Source organism: Staphylococcus sp. HMSC62B09 (assembly GCF_001839115.1).
Taxonomy (GTDB): domain Bacteria; phylum Bacillota; class Bacilli; order Staphylococcales; family Staphylococcaceae; genus Staphylococcus; species Staphylococcus haemolyticus.
Map to the genome: position 1 here is coordinate 1 of NZ_KV840127.1, position 17668 is coordinate 17668.

Below are 17668 nucleotides of genomic sequence, written 5' to 3' on the forward strand. Positions count from 1 at the left end.
TTTAGTCATCAGTCCAATTTATTATAGAGCCAAACTTTGTCGCAGTTTTTTTATGAATTTGTTTTTGAAACAAAATATGAATTTAATTAAATGAGACATTTTATCAATCATGCAGATTGATTATTATTTAATTGCGGTTTTGTAAGTAAATGGTCATAGATATGATAACGTTTAGCGTGACGGTATTCCTCTTTATCGATTACACCTTCAATAAGCATTCGTTTTAATACATAGTGTTGACGATCAACACTGATTTTGACTTCTTTATAAGTTTTTAATTCACCATTTTCTTCATACGGTGTATACATATACGGGCTTTGTAATAAACCAATTAAGTAAGCAGACTGTGCAATATTTAAATCTTTCGGTGGAATACCGAATAAACTATAAGACGCAGACGCAATACCTGTAATATTGTTTCCTTCATAATCTCTACCGAAAGGTACAATATTTAAATATGTATAGATGATTTCATTTTTTGACAATAAATTTTCAAGACGCATTGCTAAAATAAGCTCATTTGCTTTTCGACTATATGTTTTTTTACTTGATAGCACTTGGTTTTTAACTAGTTGTTGAGTAATTGTACTACCACCAGTACTTTGATCAAGATTAAATACATCTTGTATCATTGCTCGTACGAGTGCTTTTGGAAGGATACCTTTATGTTTATAAAACATGGTATCCTCGGAAGAGGTAAGGGCTTTAATGACATTTGGATTGACGTGTTTAGGACCTACTATTAGAGAGTTCTCAGATTTATCATATTCACTTAAGATATCAGAATTTTCATGATTTATTAAATCGTCACCTGCAAAATGCAAGACTTTCTGTTTTAATTCACGATCGCTTATTTTAGACGATTCATGCGTTAAATGATTGAAATAAATAACTGTACCTATAAATCCTATTAAACATATAAATAACCCAACACTAAATAATCCTACAATTGCATGTTTCTTTTTTTTGTAGGACTTTTCAAATGAATTAAACTTAGTATCTCTATTAATGTTGGTTAACATCTCTTTCACCTTAAGCATCTTGAAATTTAAATATAGTATACCATAATCACTGATTTGACTTTTATATTTTTAATACTTATAATTAATTACAATTCAATATATTTTGGATAAGAGGACAAGTAATATTTTTGTGATTTCCAGAGAGTTAGTGGTAGCTGTGAACTAATAGTTGCACTTATATGAATACACCTCATTATGAATTGTCCAACGTTTATTAATGAACGTATCATTGATAGAGTGAATAGCAATATGCTATTTAAGTATGGTGGTAACGTGCTCAAGCGCCCTTACATTTAACGATGTATGGGTGCTTTTTATTTTTCATAAATAGAGTATAGATCACTAAATATTAAAAATAAAATCTTTGTTTAGGAGGAATATTGATGTCAAACGCTTTAATTGAAGAGTTACAATGGAGAGGTTTAATTTATCAACAAACAGATGAAAGTAGCATTGAAGAATTATTAAATAAGGAACAAATTTCTTTATATTGTGGTGCTGACCCTACTGCTGATAGTCTGCATATTGGTCATTTGCTTCCATTTATGACTCTAAGACGTTTCCAAGAACATGGTCATCGACCTATCGTTCTAATTGGTGGGGGAACTGGTATGATTGGTGATCCATCCGGTAAATCTGAAGAACGTATACTACAAACAGAAGACCAAGTAGAGGCTAACGTTGAGGGTATTAGTGCTCAAATGCATAAATTATTTGAATTTGGTACGGATAAAGGTGCCATTTTAGTTAATAACAAAGATTGGTTGAGTCAAATCTCATTAATTAGTTTCCTAAGAGATTATGGTAAACATGTTGGTGTGAACTACATGTTAGGTAAAGATTCTATTCAATCTCGCCTTGAGAATGGTATATCTTACACTGAATTCACTTATACTATACTTCAAGCTATCGACTTTGGTCATTTAAACCGTGAATTAAATTGTAAATTACAAGTTGGTGGTTCAGATCAATGGGGTAATATCACTAGTGGTATTGAATTAATGCGACGTATGTATGGACAAACTGAAGCATATGGTTTAACAATTCCTTTAGTTACGAAATCGGATGGTAAGAAATTTGGTAAATCAGAATCAGGTGCTGTATGGTTAGACGCTGACAAAACAAGCCCTTATGAATTTTACCAATTTTGGATTAATCAATCAGATGATGATGTCATTAAATTCTTGAAATACTTCACATTTTTAGATAAAGATGAAATTAATCGTCTCGAAGAATCTAAAAATCAAGAACCTCATTTAAGAGAAGCGCAAAAAGCCTTAGCGGAGAATGTTACAGAATTTATTCATGGTAAAGAGGCATTAGATGATGCCATTCGTATTTCTAAAGCTTTGTTTAGCGGCGATTTAAAATCATTATCAGGCAAAGAATTAAAAGAAGGTTTTAAAGATGTTCCTCAAGTTGAATTATCAACTGAAACTTCAAATATTATTGATGTCTTAATTGAAACAGGCATTGCGACGTCTAAACGCCAAGCACGTGAGGATGTTAATAACGGTGCTATTTATATTAATGGGGAAAGACAACAATCAGTAGACTATGAATTAAGCAATGAGGATAAAATAGATGATGAATTTACTATCATTCGTCGTGGTAAGAAAAAATATTTCATGGTTAACTATAAATAATAAGTTTAATTTTATTGGCAATGTAGCGAAATCTTATAGACTTTGCGCATTGCCCTTTTTATGAAAAATAAATAGAGTACGGGTATAATAAATGTGTTATAAAGATTAAAAAGAAGTGATGAAATGACTAATAATAAAGAAGAAATTTTAATGAGTAGCTTTAGAGATTTGTTTAATAAAATAGGTTGGCTAAATAAAGATAAAATGGAACAAGCACTTAAAGGGTTCAAATCATCTGAAGTTCATTGCGTTGAAGCGATTAAAGAATATCAGAATCCCAATGTACAATATTTAGCGAATAAGCTATTTATGACTAGAGGTGCAATTAGTAAATTAACAAAACGTTTGCAGCAAAAAGGTTTAATTGAAAAGTTTTAAAAGTAAAGACAATAAAAAAGAAATATATTTTAAATTAACTGCACAGGGTGAAAGCGTTTATCAAATTCACTCTGAATTACATGAATCGTTTCAAAATAGAGATCAAAGTGTTTTTGACAGCATGACAGAAGATGAATTTAATAATATGATGACCTTCATTAATAGGTATCATCAACATTTGGATCAACTAATCGAACAAGAGAAAAAATCATTATAAGAGATTAAACTTAAAAACTCGCTTACAGGTTAAGCGAGTTTATTTGTTATATATTGCTGACAAGAAAACAAAAAGAGAGTATATTTTGTTGACATGGAAACAATATATAGGAGGAACGTATGTAAAAATTAAATGATAGTCAAGTATCGAGAGATTATGATAGCTGCTTGGGCAATAGCATTAGGGGCTATAGCACCTATGTTAGATTCAACAATGATTAATATAGCAATCAAACAACTTAACAACGCATTTAATACTACTATTGAAATCACTCAGTGGGTATAACAGGATATGTCCTTGCTTTAGCGCTAGTTATTCCAATAGCAGGATGGATGGTCAATCAATTTAATGGGAAGTATATATTTATAGGAGCCTCAATTCTATTTGGAATTACATCTGTATTAGCTCGTATTAGTTGGAATGTAGAGAGTTTTATTGTGTTCAGAATTATTCAAGGATTGTCTGCGGGCATAATTACAACGTTAATGTTCACGCTATTGATTAAGACAACGGGTCAAGACGATATTGGGAAAGTCATGGCTGTCGTAAGTACACCTATGATATTCGGGCCCATCATGGGACCAGTCATTGGTGGAGTTGTAATTCATATTGTGTCTTGGCGCTGGATGTTCTTTATTAATGTCTTAGTCGTAATCATCGCCGTATTATTGCAAATAAAATATTTATCGAACTTTGACCCTTTTAATAAAAGTAAGTCTATTGACATGTTAGGAATCATATTACTAGGTCTTATCAGTATATCAACCATATACGGCTTAACAAAAGCAAGTGATTACCATAGTTTTTATAATAGAACTACTATTCTTCTTCTGATTAATGGTTGTATTATGATACTTATGTATTATATTCATAATAAAGTTAAACATGATAATACCATTATGTCGTTATCACTCTTTAGTAAAGGAAATTATACAGCATCATTTATAGACTCATTTCTCTCGAACATAGGTATCATGGGACCTATGTTCATAATTCCGTTATATTTTCAGACATTTAAGCATTACACTCCTATTGAAGCAGCTCAAGCACTTATACCACAGGGAATTGGAATGCTTATTACAAGACCATACATGGGGAAATTGATCGATCAATATGGAGCGAAATGGGTGGTTTTAGTAAGTGTTATAATATCGATGTTTAGATTAATACCTTTATTATTTATTACAGATCATACTAGTATCATTGCTCTATCTATTATCTTATTTTTAAGAGGATGTAGTGTTGGAGGCATTAATTTAGGTTTAACTACTGATGCATATATGGGCATTAAAGAAAGCGTATTAGCTGAAGCGGCTGTGGGAATTAATATGATTGAAAATATTGGTTCAAGTTTTGGAACAGCTTTTATTGCAACAATTCTTTCAGTTGCAATAAATCAATTAGGTAATTCCTTGACACACAGTATTATCGCTTATCATGCTGGATTCTTAGTATCAGTCATTACATTAATTTTAATTATTGTTCCAGCTTTATTTCTTACTAATAAGTCAAAGGCGACAATATAAGTAATAATACGGTCAGTAATTGATTTTGATTAATCATGTACTGGCCGTATTTGTGTATTATGTTCTTTTGTTAGAAAAACTATTGTATAAATTGACTGTTTCGACTATTGTCTGATTCAGAGTCAAATGATTGAGTAGATGATATATCGGACTGGCTTTTTAGCTTAACATTAACTGTTAGCGTTTTTCCATCACGTATAACAGTTAGTTTAGCAGTCTCACCAGGCTTCTTATTTTGATACAGATAAGTTCTTAAATCAGTATCTTCTTTTACAGTTTTATCATCTATTTTAGTAATGATATCGCCTGTTTTTAATTCACTTGATCGACTTACTTTAGCAACATAAATACCATCATCACGATCTGTGTTTAATTCTTTTTTATAAGAATTAGGAATATCACTTAAATTTAGTAAACCAATTCCTATAGAAGGGCGTTCAATTTTACCGTTTTTAACAAGTTGTTCAATAGTTACTTTAACTTCATTACTTGGAATAGCAAAACCAATACCTTCTACTTGCTCAGCGGCTATTTTCATAGAGTTGATACCAACCAAGTTACCATTAATATCTACTAATGCACCACCAGAGTTACCAGGGTTTATTGCAGCATCAGTTTGCAAGACGTTAACTTTAGTACCACCAGAAGTAGTATTTGACTCAATTGTACGCTCATTTGCTGAAATAATTCCAGAAGTAACTGAATTAGCAAATTCCAAACCTAGAGGATTACCCATAGCGAATACACTATCCCCAGTTTGCACTTTTGAAGAATTAGCAAACTTAATTGATTTGATACCCTTAGTATTATCTATTTTTAAGACAGCTATATCTGATACAGTATCCTTCCCAATTAACTTCGCTTTAACTTGTTTACCACTATGCAATTGCACTTTAATCTCGGATGCACCACTTATTACATGGGTGTTTGTCACAATGTAAGCAGAATTATTATTAATTTGATAGATTACACCTGAACCAATACCTGCTTCTTCAGATTCGGATGACGATTTACCTTGTAAAAAATCTTCTAGACCATTAGCTTTTTGCATATTAATGACACCAACTATCGCAGGTGATACATCTTTAATCATTGCATTAACAGATTTATAGTTATCACTTTTTCCGTCTAATACATTTCCACCTTTACTATTATTGGCTTCTTGAACTTGGGCACCACTATTATCTATTCCAACTAATCCCATTATTTTACTTGCACCTAAGACAAGTAAAGCACCTATCACACCAGCAATTAATGCAACTATAATTGTTTTAAACCATGGGAATTTAGGTTTTCCAGGTTGAGGTTGCTGATAGTTGTTATAATTTGATTGATTCTCTTGATTAAATTCAGACATTTTTAACCTCCATTATAATATTAACCCTTTATTTAATTATGAAAGGTTTAATCAAATATTGCTAGTAATCCACTATCAGACTTTAGATGTATCTTTTGATAAGTTGTTCATATATAAGGATAATGATAAAATCAATAAAGTATAAAAATCAATAAGCAGGTGACATAATGTATCAATTTATAAGTAGACTATTAGATTTTATATTAGTTAAAATGGCTAAATCATTATATGTTATTGGAAAGGAGAATATTCCTAAAGATAACAAATACGTAGTAACATGTACTCATGAAAGTTATAATGAAGTGATCATGTTAGGTATGGCATTAGTTCCTAATGAAATTCATTACATGGCTAAAAAAGAATTATTTAATAATAAATGGTTTGGTCAATTTTTAACTTCATTGAATGCTTTTCCTGTTGACCGTGAAAATCCAGGACCAAGTACATTGAAAAGACCAGTTAATTTGTTAAAAGAAAATAAAACTGTTGGTATCTTCCCAACGGGACATCGTACATCAGCTGAAGGGGCTCCATTAAAAAGAGGCGCTTCAACTATTGCAATGTTAGGCAAAGCGCCAATTTTACCAGCAGCCTATGTTGGACCTAAAAAATTACTTGGTTTAATTACAGGTCAGGCACTTATTAAATTTGGTGAGCCAATTTATCAATCAGATATTCCTAAAGATTTAAAAAGAAATGAAAAAATAGATTATTTAACACATGAAATTGAAAGACGTACAGCACAATTACAAAAAGAACTACACTTAATTCAAGATAGTCTAGATAAATAAATTATAGTAACTAATTAACAATAAACACTCTATTTAATGACTCAAATAGTTATTTTAATAGGGTGTTTTTGTTTTTAAGTATACACTTAATTAATCTCAGTGAATTTAATACGAGACTTTTATTTTTATAAATTTATTTAAAATTAAAATTCTACATTTATAGGTTGAAGAGCTTTAGCGTGTTAGATACCTGTATGCTTATTATATTTTTAAAATGATTTAAAATTGACACATCAAAAGCGCTTACATTTATGGTAAATTAATTAAGGAACTATATACATATCTTAGTTATATATAAATTATTTGAATAATATGTGTTTTGGGAGTGAGTGAAATGTTTAAGTTTTTTCAAAATTTAGGGAGATCCTTAATGCTACCAGTAGCTGTTTTACCCGCTGGCGCAATAATCGTTGGAATTGGTAATTTGCTTAAAGCATTAAATATATTACCAACTGTGTCATTATTCTTCAGTACGGTAGGGAATGCAATACTAGGCCAACTAGGGCTTATCTTTGCAATTGGCGTTGCGATTGGTATGGCAAAGAAAAATGATGGTGCAGTCGCATTAGCGGGTGCTTTGGGATTTGCACTGGTCGTTAAAGTATTATCTCCTGAGTTCGTAGCATCATTATTTAATATAAAAGAGAGTGCTGTAAACGACGGATTTAGTAAGATGGATAATTCAAATGTGTTTATTGGTATTATAATAGGACTAATTGCAGCATACTGTTTTAACAAATTCAGTGATGTGGAATTACCTACAGCGTTATCATTCTTTAGTGGTAAGCGATTAGTTCCAATTATGACAGTATTCTATTGTACTTTTTTAATTGTGATTTTATTATTCGCATGGACATTTGTATATTCAGCTATTGTGGCATTTGGTGGATGGTTAGTTGGTTTTGGACCATTCGGTGCATTCCTATACGGCTTCTTTAACCGACTATTAATTCCTACTGGGCTTCACCATGCATTAAATGCTGTGTTCTGGTTTGATACAGCAGGAATTAACGATATCGGTAAATTCCAAACTGGACAAGATGCAATCAAAGGTATTACTGGTCGATATCAAGCAGGGTTCTTCCCAATTATGATGTTTGGTATTCCAGCTGCAGCATTGGCGATGTATCACACCGCTGAATCTGCTCAGAAAAAACAAGTATATGGTTGGTTTATAGCAAGTTCCATTTCTGCATTTATGGTTGGTGTAACTGAACCGATTGAATTTGTATTTATGTTTGTTGCACCGGTGTTATTTGTAATCCATGCATTATTAACCGGTTTGTCATTATTTATAGCTGCACTATTTCATTGGACAGCAGGATTCTCATTTAGTGCAGGTTTAATTGATTACGTATTATCACTAATCAATCCAGTGGCTAATCATCCGTTAATGATTTTAGTTCAAGGCATTGTATTCTTCGTTTTATATTACTTTATCTTTAGATTTGTCATTAAAATCTTTAACCTCAACACAATTGGTCGTGGTGACAATTTATTAGCTGATCCAACTGCTAATACAACTAAGAAAGATGGGGCTGAAACTACAAGTAAAAGCAAATATCATCACACAGCAAGTCAAATCTTAGAAGGATTAGGTGGTAGTGAAAATATTACTACATTGACCAATTGTGCTACTAGATTAAGAATGGAATTAAAGGATAATTCTATTATTGACGAACAAAAAATTAGAAATGCAGGAGCGGTTGGGGTAACCAAAAATGGTCAACACTCAGCACAAGTTATAATTGGCACTCATGTACAGCAGGTCGCAGATGAAATTGAAAAGCAAATGTAAAATTTATAGTTTCATTTTTTAAAAGTATTAAGACAGACAAAATATGTCTTACTGATTTGATAAGATATAAACATATTGATAAATATGTGTTGTTCAATTAGCTGATGAATTTTAGGAGGCTACCTAGAATTCATCAGTTTTTTATTATAGTTTTATTGACATTGAGATATAAGACGTTAATATTATAAGTATCAGAATATTCAAAAATAATGGAGCGGAAAGTCATGAAATCAATTTTATTTGATGTAGACGGTGTATTCTTAAGTGAGGAACGTTGTTTCGATACGTCAGCTTTAACTATAGAGGCGTTACTTAAAAGTGAACATTTTTTAGGTTTAGATAAATCATTTAAGTTAAATATATTATGTGACGAAACTATAAATAATATTCGCAGTAAAGTATTTAATAATGATATAATTCTTAATCGATTAAAATCAATGGGATTAAATTCAAATTGGGATATGTTATTTGTAGTTTTTTGCATACATTTTATCCATTTAATGAAGCAATTCACCTTTCAACAAATTAAAGACATTATAGAAGATAATCAATTTTCAGCTAGAAGTATTCAAGACATTCAGTCATTGATCAATAAAGATTTTAAAATCGATTATGAACTTCCTATGAATTTTATTAATCATAGTCAAGGTGGTAAAAATAATATTTATGCTGAGTTAGAACAATATGCTAAGAAAGAATTAAATGTTAATGATGCGCGTTTGTTTAAACTTAAAGGACCTCTATGGTTTGTTGCAAGAGATTTATACCAAGAATTATACTTGGGTTCTGAATTATTTGAACAAGTTGAAGAAAAGCCTTCTATTCTTGATGGCATTAATGGTTTTATTTATCACGAAACTGTTCTTAGACCTATTGAAGAGATAAAGTCATTACTTAAATCTCTTAAAGAGAGAGGTTATCATCTTGCAATAGCTACAGGTAGACCTAGAACTGAGACATTAGTTCCATTTGAATCTTTAGGTTTAAAAGCGTTCTTTTCAGATAATCACATTGTTACTGCAAGTGATGTTATGGAAGCTGAAAATGAATATCCTGAATTTATACCTCTAGGTAAGCCTAATCCTTTTTGCTACATAGCTACTCTATATGGAAATAACAAGGAGAATTATAAACAATTCATTACTCAGCAAGATCAAATTGTAAATAAAGAAGATGTAATCATTGTTGGTGACTCATTGGCTGATTTATTCAGTGCTAAACAAATAGGTGCTACTTTTATAGGTACATTAACAGGGTTAAAAGGGCAAGAGGCTCGTAAAGAATTGGAGCGTCATGAAGCGGATTATATTGTTGATCATATAGGTTTAATTAAAAATATTTTATTGTAAGGTTAATTCACCATAAATTGATATTAAATCATTAGTATTAATACGCCCCTCAATGATGAAGTAAAATTCATCATTGAGGGGCATTATTATTTCAAGTAGTTATAGTAGTGAATCTTTAAAAAGATTAGTTATTTGACTGAAAGTGTAGTTCCATATATTTTATCGAAACCACCCACATCATATAGTTCATTGATAATATCCTCAGTAACAGGTTGATCAATTGATAATACCATCATCGCTTGGCCTCCTTGTACATTTCTGCCAAGTGACATTGATGCAATATTAATATTATGTTTACCTAGTAGCTGACCAGTTAAACCGACCATGCCAGGCTTGTCACCATGATAAGAAACAAGTTGGTAGGCATTAGGTTTAAAGTCTACAGAGTAATCATTAATACGTACAATACGAGCACCAAAGCCAGCTATGACAGTGGCACCAATTTTTACTTCTTCCGTATCACTAACTAAATGAACTTGAATATAATTACTAAAAGTACCTTGTGATGCTCTTTTTTCAACGTTACGTGTTACACCTTGTTCATTTAAAAGTGCAAAAGCATTAATGATATTAACACGATCTCCTAAATCCTGTTGCAAAATTTGTTTTACAATTGAGCGTGTAATTAAGTCAGTTTCCTGTTTAGCGACATCACCATTAAAAGTCACCTTGATTTCTCTCGGTGCACCTTCAATTAATTGAATTGCTAATTCACCAGATAACTCACCTATTTCAATCCATTGTTGTGTTATTTCATCTATATCATTGAAACTAATTTTTGGGGCATTGACTGCGTGTGTTACATTACCGTTTTCCAGTATATCTATAATTTCTTCTGACACTGATACTGCAACTTTCTCTTGAGCCTCAATAGTTGATGCACCTAAGTGTGGCGTAACAATGATTTTATCATGCTCAATTAATGGTGAATTGGTAGGAGGTTCATGTTCAAATACGTCTAACGCAGCACGTGCGATCTGATTGTTATTTAGTGCATTTAATAAATCATCTTCATTGATAATACCGCCTCTTGCGACGTTAATAATTTGCAATGTTGGCTTTGCTTTTGAAAAGAAATCAGCATTCACAATACCTCTTGTTTTAGGTGTTAATGGCGTATGAACTGTTATAAAATCAGCTTGTCTAGCTATTTCATCTATAGTAGCAAGTTTAACGCCTAATTGCTGTGCTTTATCTTCCGTAAGATAAGGGTCATAAGCTAATACTTTCATACCGAAACTTTGAAGTCGTTGTGCTACACCAATACCTATTCGTCCTGCACCTATGACACCTAATATTTTGTGGTAAAGTTCGACACCCTTAAATGCTTTTCTATTCCATTCCTTATTTTTTAAAGATGCATGCGCTTGAGGAATATTTCTAGCCATCGCTAAAATCATAGCTACTGAATGTTCAGTTGCAGAAATAGTATTACCATCAGGTGCATTAATAACTAAAATACCTTGGAGAGTAGCAGCATCAATATCAATATTGTCAACGCCAACACCAGCACGAGCGATAACTTTCAATTTATTAGCCTTTTCAATGATTTGTTGAGTGACTTGCGTCTGACTACGAACAATTAACCCCTCGTAATTATCTATAATATCTAATAATGATTGTTCATCCAAATTAGTTTTAATATCGACGTTAAAATCAGAATGGTTTAATAAACTTTGTAATCCATCTGTTGAAATAGGGTCTGACACTAGAATATTATGCTTCACTATGAATCACCTCTGAAAATTTTGTTAAGCCTTTCCCAATATAATTCGTTTGACGGTAATCTGTAAGTATAATCTCTAAAGCACTTATAACTGAGAGCATATCGAAAGGTGAGACTTTACCCATATGTCCGATACGTAAAATCTTTCCTTTCAATTTACCTTGACCACCAGCAATTGTAATATTAAATCTTGTTTTTAAAGTTGATTTAATATGAGTTAATTCATCTTTGGATGTTGGTATGAACGATGTTACCGTTGGGGAAGCGAAATCATCTTCTACTAGAAGTTCTAAATCTAATGCATTTAAAGCTGATCTTAGACCGTCTCTAATAATATAGTGACGTTTGATGGTATTTTCAAACCCTTCAGAATGAATTAATTCGGCATAAGCGTTTACAGCTCTAAATAACCCGACATTTGGTGTAAAAGGAGTAGAATCTTGTTTAAGTGAGTCAAAGTATTTATTTAAATTTAAGTAAAAGCGTGGTGTAGTAACTTCTTTAAAACGTTTCAACGCACGATCATTAAAAGCAACGAATGCTAGTCCAGGTGGCAACATAATTGCTTTTTGACTTCCAGAAACTAACACATCTATGTTGTCACGTTCTAAATTAACATCTACAGCACCAATACAACTCACACCGTCTACAACAAAGTAGATATCTTGATCGAATGTTTTCAATGCTTTACCAAGTTCACCTACAGGATGTAGGACAGCTGTTGACGTTTCGCAGAATTGAGTAAATACAGCACTGATTTGATGATTTAAATTGTTAAGATATGTTATGAATTCTTTAACATCAAGGGGTTGTCCCTATTCCACATTATATATGTATACATTTTCATAGTATGTTTCAGCAATTTGTTTAAAGCGATTGCCAAAGGCGCCTGACACTATAACGACAAAATGATCATCAGGATTAACTATATTTAACATACTTGCTTCTAAGACACTAGTGCCACTTGATGTTAAAATCATAACTTCATTTTCTGTACCAAAAATGGGTTTTAAATTGTTAAATGCTTTTTTAGCTATAGATTCAAAATCTGGTGAACGGTGACCAACCATAGGTAAACCTAAAGCATGATTGATTTCCTTTGGAACTGGAGTAGGTCCTGGTGTTAATAAAAGTGGTTCATAATAATTCATTAAATTTCCTCCCACGGTATAAGATTTAATCATTTTACCAAATATTCTGATAATTTAAAAGAGCAATCACCATGTTTATATGAGATTCATGGTGAAACTAGCGCAATTTTAACAATTATTGAATTGACGCTTGAATTTTAATTTCTACATTATTACGTATAGAATTCGAAATCATACAATTACTATCAGCTATTTCTAATAATTTAGGAAGTCGTTTCTCAAGACTTTCTTTGTGTTCTGCAGTCACTGAAATTTTAGGATAATGTGTTATTGTTGCCATTTTAAACTTACCATTCTCGAATATGGCAGTACCCACTGAATCATTTATCAGATCGATGTCGGTAAATTTTGCTCTTTCTAATGTTGCTGCCAATGAGATGATATAACAAGACGATGCTGCTGATACTAATAATTCATCAGGATTTGTACCTACTCCATTACCACCAAGCGGTGCAGGTATAGAAATTTGTTCAGAAATAATGTCTCCATTAACAGTTCCAACTTCTTCTCTTCCACCACGCCATTTTGTTTGTACCTTAAAATCATGCTTAACCATTTATGTTTAACCTCCACTTATAATATGGTAATTTAAGTGTAGTTTAAACTGTGACATAATTAAAGAAAGGTGACTTTTATGAAAATTAATAAACCTAATCAAGCATTTCAAATAGTTGCTCATCGTGGTTTATCGAATCAATTTCCAGAAAATACTCTTGTTGGTTTTAAGGCGGCTTTAATGCAACATGTTGATATGTTAGAAATAGATGTACATTTCAGCAAAGACAATCATTTAGTTGTTATACATGATGACACTATTAATCGAACTTCAAATGGTGAAGGAAAAGTAAAAGACTATACACTTGAAGAATTGTTAACATTTGATTTTGGAGTAAAACATGATAAATCCTTTCAAAATACTAAGATTTCGACATTTGAAGAGGTGTTATCCTTAATTAAAAATTTTTCAAAAAAGTTACTTATTGAGATTAAAGTTCCACATCAATATCTCGGAATAGAAAAAGCTGTATTGAATGCTTTAGAAATATATAAAGTTCCTAAACATAAGGCAATCATTCAATCTTTTGATGAAGATTGTGTGAAACGTTTAAACTCATTGGATAGTGAGTATCAATTGGGTTTGCTTATTAGTAGAAAGAAATATTGGTATAAATCTCCAAACTTTGAAGAAATATCTGATTATGCAAATTTTATTAATCCTAATTACAAATTAGTTAATTCTAAATTTATAAAAAATGCACATAGTCAATCATTGAAGGTTATTCCATATACTGTGAATAAACCGAAAGATGTTAAAAAACTTATCAATCTTGGCGTAGATGGCATTATTTCTGATTTACCAGAGGATATCTTTAGAATATAAAATCACTTTGATCATCTATGAATAAAAAAACCACCCATTCCATAAGGAAGGGTGGTTGTTCATTATCATGAACTTATCTTGAGTAGTACTCAACGATTAATTGTTCATTAATTTCAGCTGGTAATTCGCTACGTTCAGGGAAGCGTACGAAAGTCCCTTTTAAGCTATCTGCATCAAAGTCTAAGTATTCTGGTACGAAATTATTAATTTCAACAGATTCTTTGATGATGTCTAAATTTTGTGATTTTTCACGTACAGTGATAACTTGACCAGGTTTTAATGAATATGATGAAATATCAACACGACGACCATCAACTTCAACGTGACCGTGACCAACTAATTGACGTGCTTGACGACGAGTACGAGCTAAACCTAATGAATAAACAACTGCGTCTAAACGACTAGCTAATAAAATCATGAAGTTTTCACCATGTACACCGTGTTGTTTACCAGCGATGTCAAATGTGTTACGGAATTGTCTTTCAGTCATTCCATATAAATAACGTAATTTTTGTTTTTCACGTAATTGTAAACCATATTCTGATAATTTTTTACGTTGGTTTGGACCGTGTTGTCCTGGTGCGTAAGGACGTTTTTCTAATTCTTTACCAGTACCGCTTAATGAGATACCTAAACGACGAGATTTTTTCCAGTTTGAACCTCTGAATCGAGCCATATTAAGACTCCTCCTTTTTCTTTTTTGTTGTTATGAATAAACAAAAAAGAGTGTTGCATGCCCAATAGGATATGTTGTTTTATGTGTCTTCACCTTATAGCGTCAGTTACGCGACACGTCCTCATCGGGAACAACATAGAGCTCATTGATATGCAACTGCTATTTTCGTTAATTCACACAAAGTTCATTGTAACAGTATTTTACAAAGTGTCAATACTTTTTAGTTATTTAGTTAGCTGTTTTTCAAGAACTTTGACAATAACTTCTAAACCTTCCTTGTCTTCATTAGTAAATCGATCTGTGATAGGTGCATCAATATCTAGAACCCCAATTATTTCATCATTGACATGAATTGGAATAACTATTTCTGATTTACTGTTTGCATCGCAAGCAATGTGTCCTGGGAACGCGTGTACATCTTTAACTAACTGAGTTTTATCTTCTGCAACTGCAGTACCACAGACACCTTTGCCAATTGCAATATGAACGCAAGCTGGATGACCTTGAAAGGGTCCAAGAATAAGTTCTTCATTTTCAATAAGATAAAAACCAACCCAATTAATTTGATCTAAATTATCATTTAATATAGCTGATGTATTGCTTAGAATTGCGATAAGGTTCTGTTCGTCTTCGATTAAACTTTGAAGCTGTTTCGTTAATAAATTATAATTTGTTTCTTTTATTATTGGCATATGCTTACCTCATTTTGTTATTTTTAATAAATTATAAATGGAAAAATTTATTCTATCAATTCATTCATTTACTAGTTTAATGAAAGCGGTATTTGCGTTATAATAATGATAACATAGGAGGAGAATGAGATGGTTTTATACACAATATTAGCAATAATTATCATTGTTTTAATCATTGTAGGAATCATGTTTTATTTACGTTCTAACAAACGAAAAATTGTTGAAGAAGCTGAAGAACGTAAGTTAAAAGTTCAAAGATTACCTTTTGAAGAAAATTTAAAACAACTTTCTGAATTAAATTTAAAAGGGGAAACTAGAACAAAATATGATGCCTTTAAGAGAGACACCTTAGACTATACAAATAACTATTTAGCACCCGTAGAGGAAAAAATCCACGATGCTGAAATTCAACTTGATAAGTTTCAATTTTCTGGAGCTCAAAGTGACATTGACGATGCACATGAATTAATGGATAAATATGAAACTGGGTATCAACAACAAGTTGAAGATGTTAATGAAATTGTTTCTTTACATAAGGAAAATGAACAAGTTTATGAAAAGTGCAAGACTAATTATCGAGAAATGAAGCGTGATGTGTTAGCTAACAGACATCAGTTCGGCGATGCAGCTTCACCACTTGAAAAAAGAATTGAATCATTTGAGCCAGAACTTGTACAGTATGAAGAACTAAAAGAAGAAGGTAATTACGTTCAAGCACACAACCACATTATGGGTCTAAATGAATCTATGAATGAAGTCCAAAAGTATATGGATGAAATTCCAGAATTAATTAGAGAAGCTCAAAAAGAACTACCTGGACAATTTCAAGATTTGAAATATGGATGTCGTGACTTAAAGATGAACGGTTATGATCTAGATCACGTTAAAATCGATGGTACACTACAAAGCTTAAAGACAGAGTTGAATTTTGTAGAACCTATGATCAGTCGTCTTGAGTTAGATAATGCAAACGATAAACTTGAACAAATTAATGATAAGCTTGATGAAATGTATGATTTGATTGAGCATGAAGTTAAAGCTAAAAATGAAGTGGAAGAAACTAAAGAACAAATTACTGATGAATTGTTCAAAGCACGTGAGATGAATTACACATTACGTACAGAAATTGACTATATTCGTGAAAATTATTTCATTAATGAAAGTGATGTTCATAGCATTAGACAACATGAGAACGAAATTCAAAATTTAGTAGCAGTATATGATGAAATTCTTAAAGAAATGGCTAAATCTGCTGTACGTTACAGCGAAGTTAAAGACAACTTAGAATATTTAGACGATCACGTTAAAGTAATTAATGAGAATCAAGAAAAATTACAAAATCATCTTATTCAATTGAGAGAGGATGAAGCTGAGGCAGAAGATAATCTTTTAAGAATTCAATCTAAAAAAGAAGAAGTTTATCGCCGGCTTTTAGCTTCAAATTTAACAAGTGTACCTGAAAGATTCATTATTATGAAAAATGAAATTGACCATGAAGTTCGTGAAACTAATGATCAATTTAGTGAACGTCCAATTCACGTTAAACAACTTAAAGATAAAGTTGCCAAAATTGTTATTCAAATGAACACTTTTGAAGATGAAGCAAATGATGTATTGGTGAATGCCGTATACGCAGAACGTTTAATTCAATATGGTAACCGTTATCGTAAAGATCATAATAATGTAGATAAGAGTTTAAACGAAGCAGAACGCTTGTTTAAAAATAATCGTTACAAACGATCAATTGAAATTTCAGAACAAGCACTTGAAAGTGTAGAACCTGGAATTACTAAATATATTGAAGATGAGGTAGCCAAAGGTTAATTTCGCTTGTCATATTGACAATAAACATTTATAACTTTGGTAAGTAATAAATGTTAGGTTAAAGCAAATAAATAGTAGTCTATTTTGAGGTGGGACAATGAATTTTGGCTCTACGTCAAATCGGACTGATGAGT

The 17668-nt window shown here is 31.7% G+C and carries 12 protein-coding genes and 3 pseudogenes; 8 read left to right on the forward strand and 7 right to left on the reverse strand.

Features of this window, described 5'->3' with window-relative positions:
* Nucleotides 1–107: 107 nt before the first annotated feature.
* Nucleotides 108–1022 (reverse strand): biosynthetic peptidoglycan transglycosylase, encoded by a 915-nt coding sequence (locus tag HMPREF3265_RS05020; RefSeq protein WP_070441241.1) that lies wholly within the window; start codon nucleotides 1020–1022, stop codon nucleotides 108–110.
* A gap of 383 nt (nucleotides 1023–1405) precedes the next feature.
* Here HMPREF3265_RS05020 and tyrS point away from each other — a divergent pair, with 383 nt between their 5' ends.
* From tyrS to HMPREF3265_RS05035, 3 genes and pseudogenes are all read left to right on the forward strand, one after another.
* Nucleotides 1406–2668 (forward strand): tyrosine--tRNA ligase, encoded by a 1263-nt coding sequence (gene tyrS / locus HMPREF3265_RS05025; protein ID WP_011275493.1) that lies wholly within the window; start codon nucleotides 1406–1408, stop codon nucleotides 2666–2668.
* Between the two features lie 123 nt (nucleotides 2669–2791).
* A pseudogene (locus tag HMPREF3265_RS05030) lies at nucleotides 2792–3263 on the forward strand (MarR family winged helix-turn-helix transcriptional regulator).
* 198 nt (nucleotides 3264–3461) lie between these two features.
* A pseudogene (locus HMPREF3265_RS05035) lies at nucleotides 3462–4789 on the forward strand (DHA2 family efflux MFS transporter permease subunit).
* 79 nt (nucleotides 4790–4868) lie between these two features.
* On the opposite strand, the gene HMPREF3265_RS05040 reads toward HMPREF3265_RS05035, so the two are convergent.
* On the reverse strand, nucleotides 4869–6146 hold the full coding sequence (locus HMPREF3265_RS05040; protein WP_070441235.1) for a S1C family serine protease: 1278 nt from the start codon (nucleotides 6144–6146) through the stop codon (nucleotides 4869–4871).
* A 167-nt stretch (nucleotides 6147–6313) separates the two neighbouring features.
* Here HMPREF3265_RS05040 and HMPREF3265_RS05045 point away from each other — a divergent pair, with 167 nt between their 5' ends.
* The 3 genes from HMPREF3265_RS05045 to HMPREF3265_RS05055 all read left to right on the forward strand — a co-directional run bounded on the left by HMPREF3265_RS05045 (nucleotide 6314) and on the right by HMPREF3265_RS05055 (nucleotide 10084).
* Nucleotides 6314–6937 (forward strand): lysophospholipid acyltransferase family protein, encoded by a 624-nt coding sequence (locus HMPREF3265_RS05045; protein ID WP_053024789.1) that lies wholly within the window; start codon nucleotides 6314–6316, stop codon nucleotides 6935–6937.
* A 334-nt stretch (nucleotides 6938–7271) separates the two neighbouring features.
* Nucleotides 7272–8735, forward strand: a complete 1464-nt coding sequence (gene nagE, locus HMPREF3265_RS05050; protein WP_070441232.1) for an N-acetylglucosamine-specific PTS transporter subunit IIBC — start codon at nucleotides 7272–7274, stop codon at nucleotides 8733–8735.
* Nucleotides 8736–8959: 224 nt separating this feature from the next.
* The gene (locus tag HMPREF3265_RS05055; protein ID WP_070861080.1) at nucleotides 8960–10084 is read left to right on the forward strand and encodes an HAD family hydrolase; all 1125 of its coding nucleotides are present in this window, start codon (nucleotides 8960–8962) and stop codon (nucleotides 10082–10084) included.
* 128 nt (nucleotides 10085–10212) lie between these two features.
* Here HMPREF3265_RS05055 and serA read toward each other — a convergent pair whose 3' ends face one another.
* The 3 genes and pseudogenes from serA to HMPREF3265_RS05070 form a co-directional block, all read right to left on the reverse strand.
* Complete coding sequence (gene serA, locus HMPREF3265_RS05060) at nucleotides 10213–11811, reverse strand: phosphoglycerate dehydrogenase (protein WP_070861081.1); 1599 nt, start codon at nucleotides 11809–11811, stop codon at nucleotides 10213–10215.
* Nucleotides 11801–12961 (reverse strand): annotated as a pseudogene (locus tag HMPREF3265_RS05065) (alanine--glyoxylate aminotransferase family protein). The gene serA and the pseudogene HMPREF3265_RS05065 overlap by 11 nt, the downstream one beginning before the upstream one ends.
* Before the next feature lie 115 nt (nucleotides 12962–13076).
* Entirely contained in the window at nucleotides 13077–13517 is a 441-nt protein-coding gene (locus HMPREF3265_RS05070) for an OsmC family protein (RefSeq protein WP_053024777.1), read from the reverse strand.
* A gap of 78 nt (nucleotides 13518–13595) precedes the next feature.
* Between HMPREF3265_RS05070 and HMPREF3265_RS05075 the strand changes: the two genes are divergently transcribed.
* Nucleotides 13596–14342, forward strand: a complete 747-nt coding sequence (locus HMPREF3265_RS05075; protein WP_070861082.1) for a glycerophosphodiester phosphodiesterase — start codon at nucleotides 13596–13598, stop codon at nucleotides 14340–14342.
* Nucleotides 14343–14415: 73 nt separating this feature from the next.
* Here the strand turns inward: HMPREF3265_RS05075 and rpsD are convergent, their stop codons facing one another.
* Complete coding sequence (gene rpsD, locus HMPREF3265_RS05080) at nucleotides 14416–15018, reverse strand: 30S ribosomal protein S4 (protein ID WP_070861083.1); 603 nt, start codon at nucleotides 15016–15018, stop codon at nucleotides 14416–14418.
* A 224-nt stretch (nucleotides 15019–15242) separates the two neighbouring features.
* On the reverse strand, nucleotides 15243–15710 hold the full coding sequence (locus HMPREF3265_RS05085) for a GAF domain-containing protein (protein WP_053024774.1): 468 nt from the start codon (nucleotides 15708–15710) through the stop codon (nucleotides 15243–15245).
* A gap of 129 nt (nucleotides 15711–15839) precedes the next feature.
* Here HMPREF3265_RS05085 and ezrA point away from each other — a divergent pair, with 129 nt between their 5' ends.
* Nucleotides 15840–17534, forward strand: a complete 1695-nt coding sequence (gene ezrA / locus HMPREF3265_RS05090; protein WP_053024773.1) for a septation ring formation regulator EzrA — start codon at nucleotides 15840–15842, stop codon at nucleotides 17532–17534.
* Nucleotides 17535–17668 lie beyond the last annotated feature (134 nt).

Excerpts from the sequence above, each read along its gene's own strand:
- HMPREF3265_RS05085 (WP_053024774.1), bottom strand. The coding sequence starts at position 15,710 with ATGCCAATAATAAAAGAAACAAATTATAATTTATTAACGAAACAGCTT.
- nagE (WP_070441232.1), top strand. The coding sequence starts at position 7,272 with ATGTTTAAGTTTTTTCAAAATTTAGGGAGATCCTTAATGCTACCAGTA.
- tyrS (WP_011275493.1), top strand. The coding sequence starts at position 1,406 with ATGTCAAACGCTTTAATTGAAGAGTTACAATGGAGAGGTTTAATTTAT.
- ezrA (WP_053024773.1), top strand. The coding sequence starts at position 15,840 with ATGGTTTTATACACAATATTAGCAATAATTATCATTGTTTTAATCATT.
- HMPREF3265_RS05045 (WP_053024789.1), top strand. The coding sequence starts at position 6,314 with ATGTATCAATTTATAAGTAGACTATTAGATTTTATATTAGTTAAAATG.
- HMPREF3265_RS05055 (WP_070861080.1), top strand. The coding sequence starts at position 8,960 with ATGAAATCAATTTTATTTGATGTAGACGGTGTATTCTTAAGTGAGGAA.
- HMPREF3265_RS05075 (WP_070861082.1), top strand. The coding sequence starts at position 13,596 with ATGAAAATTAATAAACCTAATCAAGCATTTCAAATAGTTGCTCATCGT.
- HMPREF3265_RS05020 (WP_070441241.1), bottom strand. The coding sequence starts at position 1,022 with ATGTTAACCAACATTAATAGAGATACTAAGTTTAATTCATTTGAAAAG.
- HMPREF3265_RS05040 (WP_070441235.1), bottom strand. The coding sequence starts at position 6,146 with ATGTCTGAATTTAATCAAGAGAATCAATCAAATTATAACAACTATCAG.
- rpsD (WP_070861083.1), bottom strand. The coding sequence starts at position 15,018 with ATGGCTCGATTCAGAGGTTCAAACTGGAAAAAATCTCGTCGTTTAGGT.
- HMPREF3265_RS05070 (WP_053024777.1), bottom strand. The coding sequence starts at position 13,517 with ATGGTTAAGCATGATTTTAAGGTACAAACAAAATGGCGTGGTGGAAGA.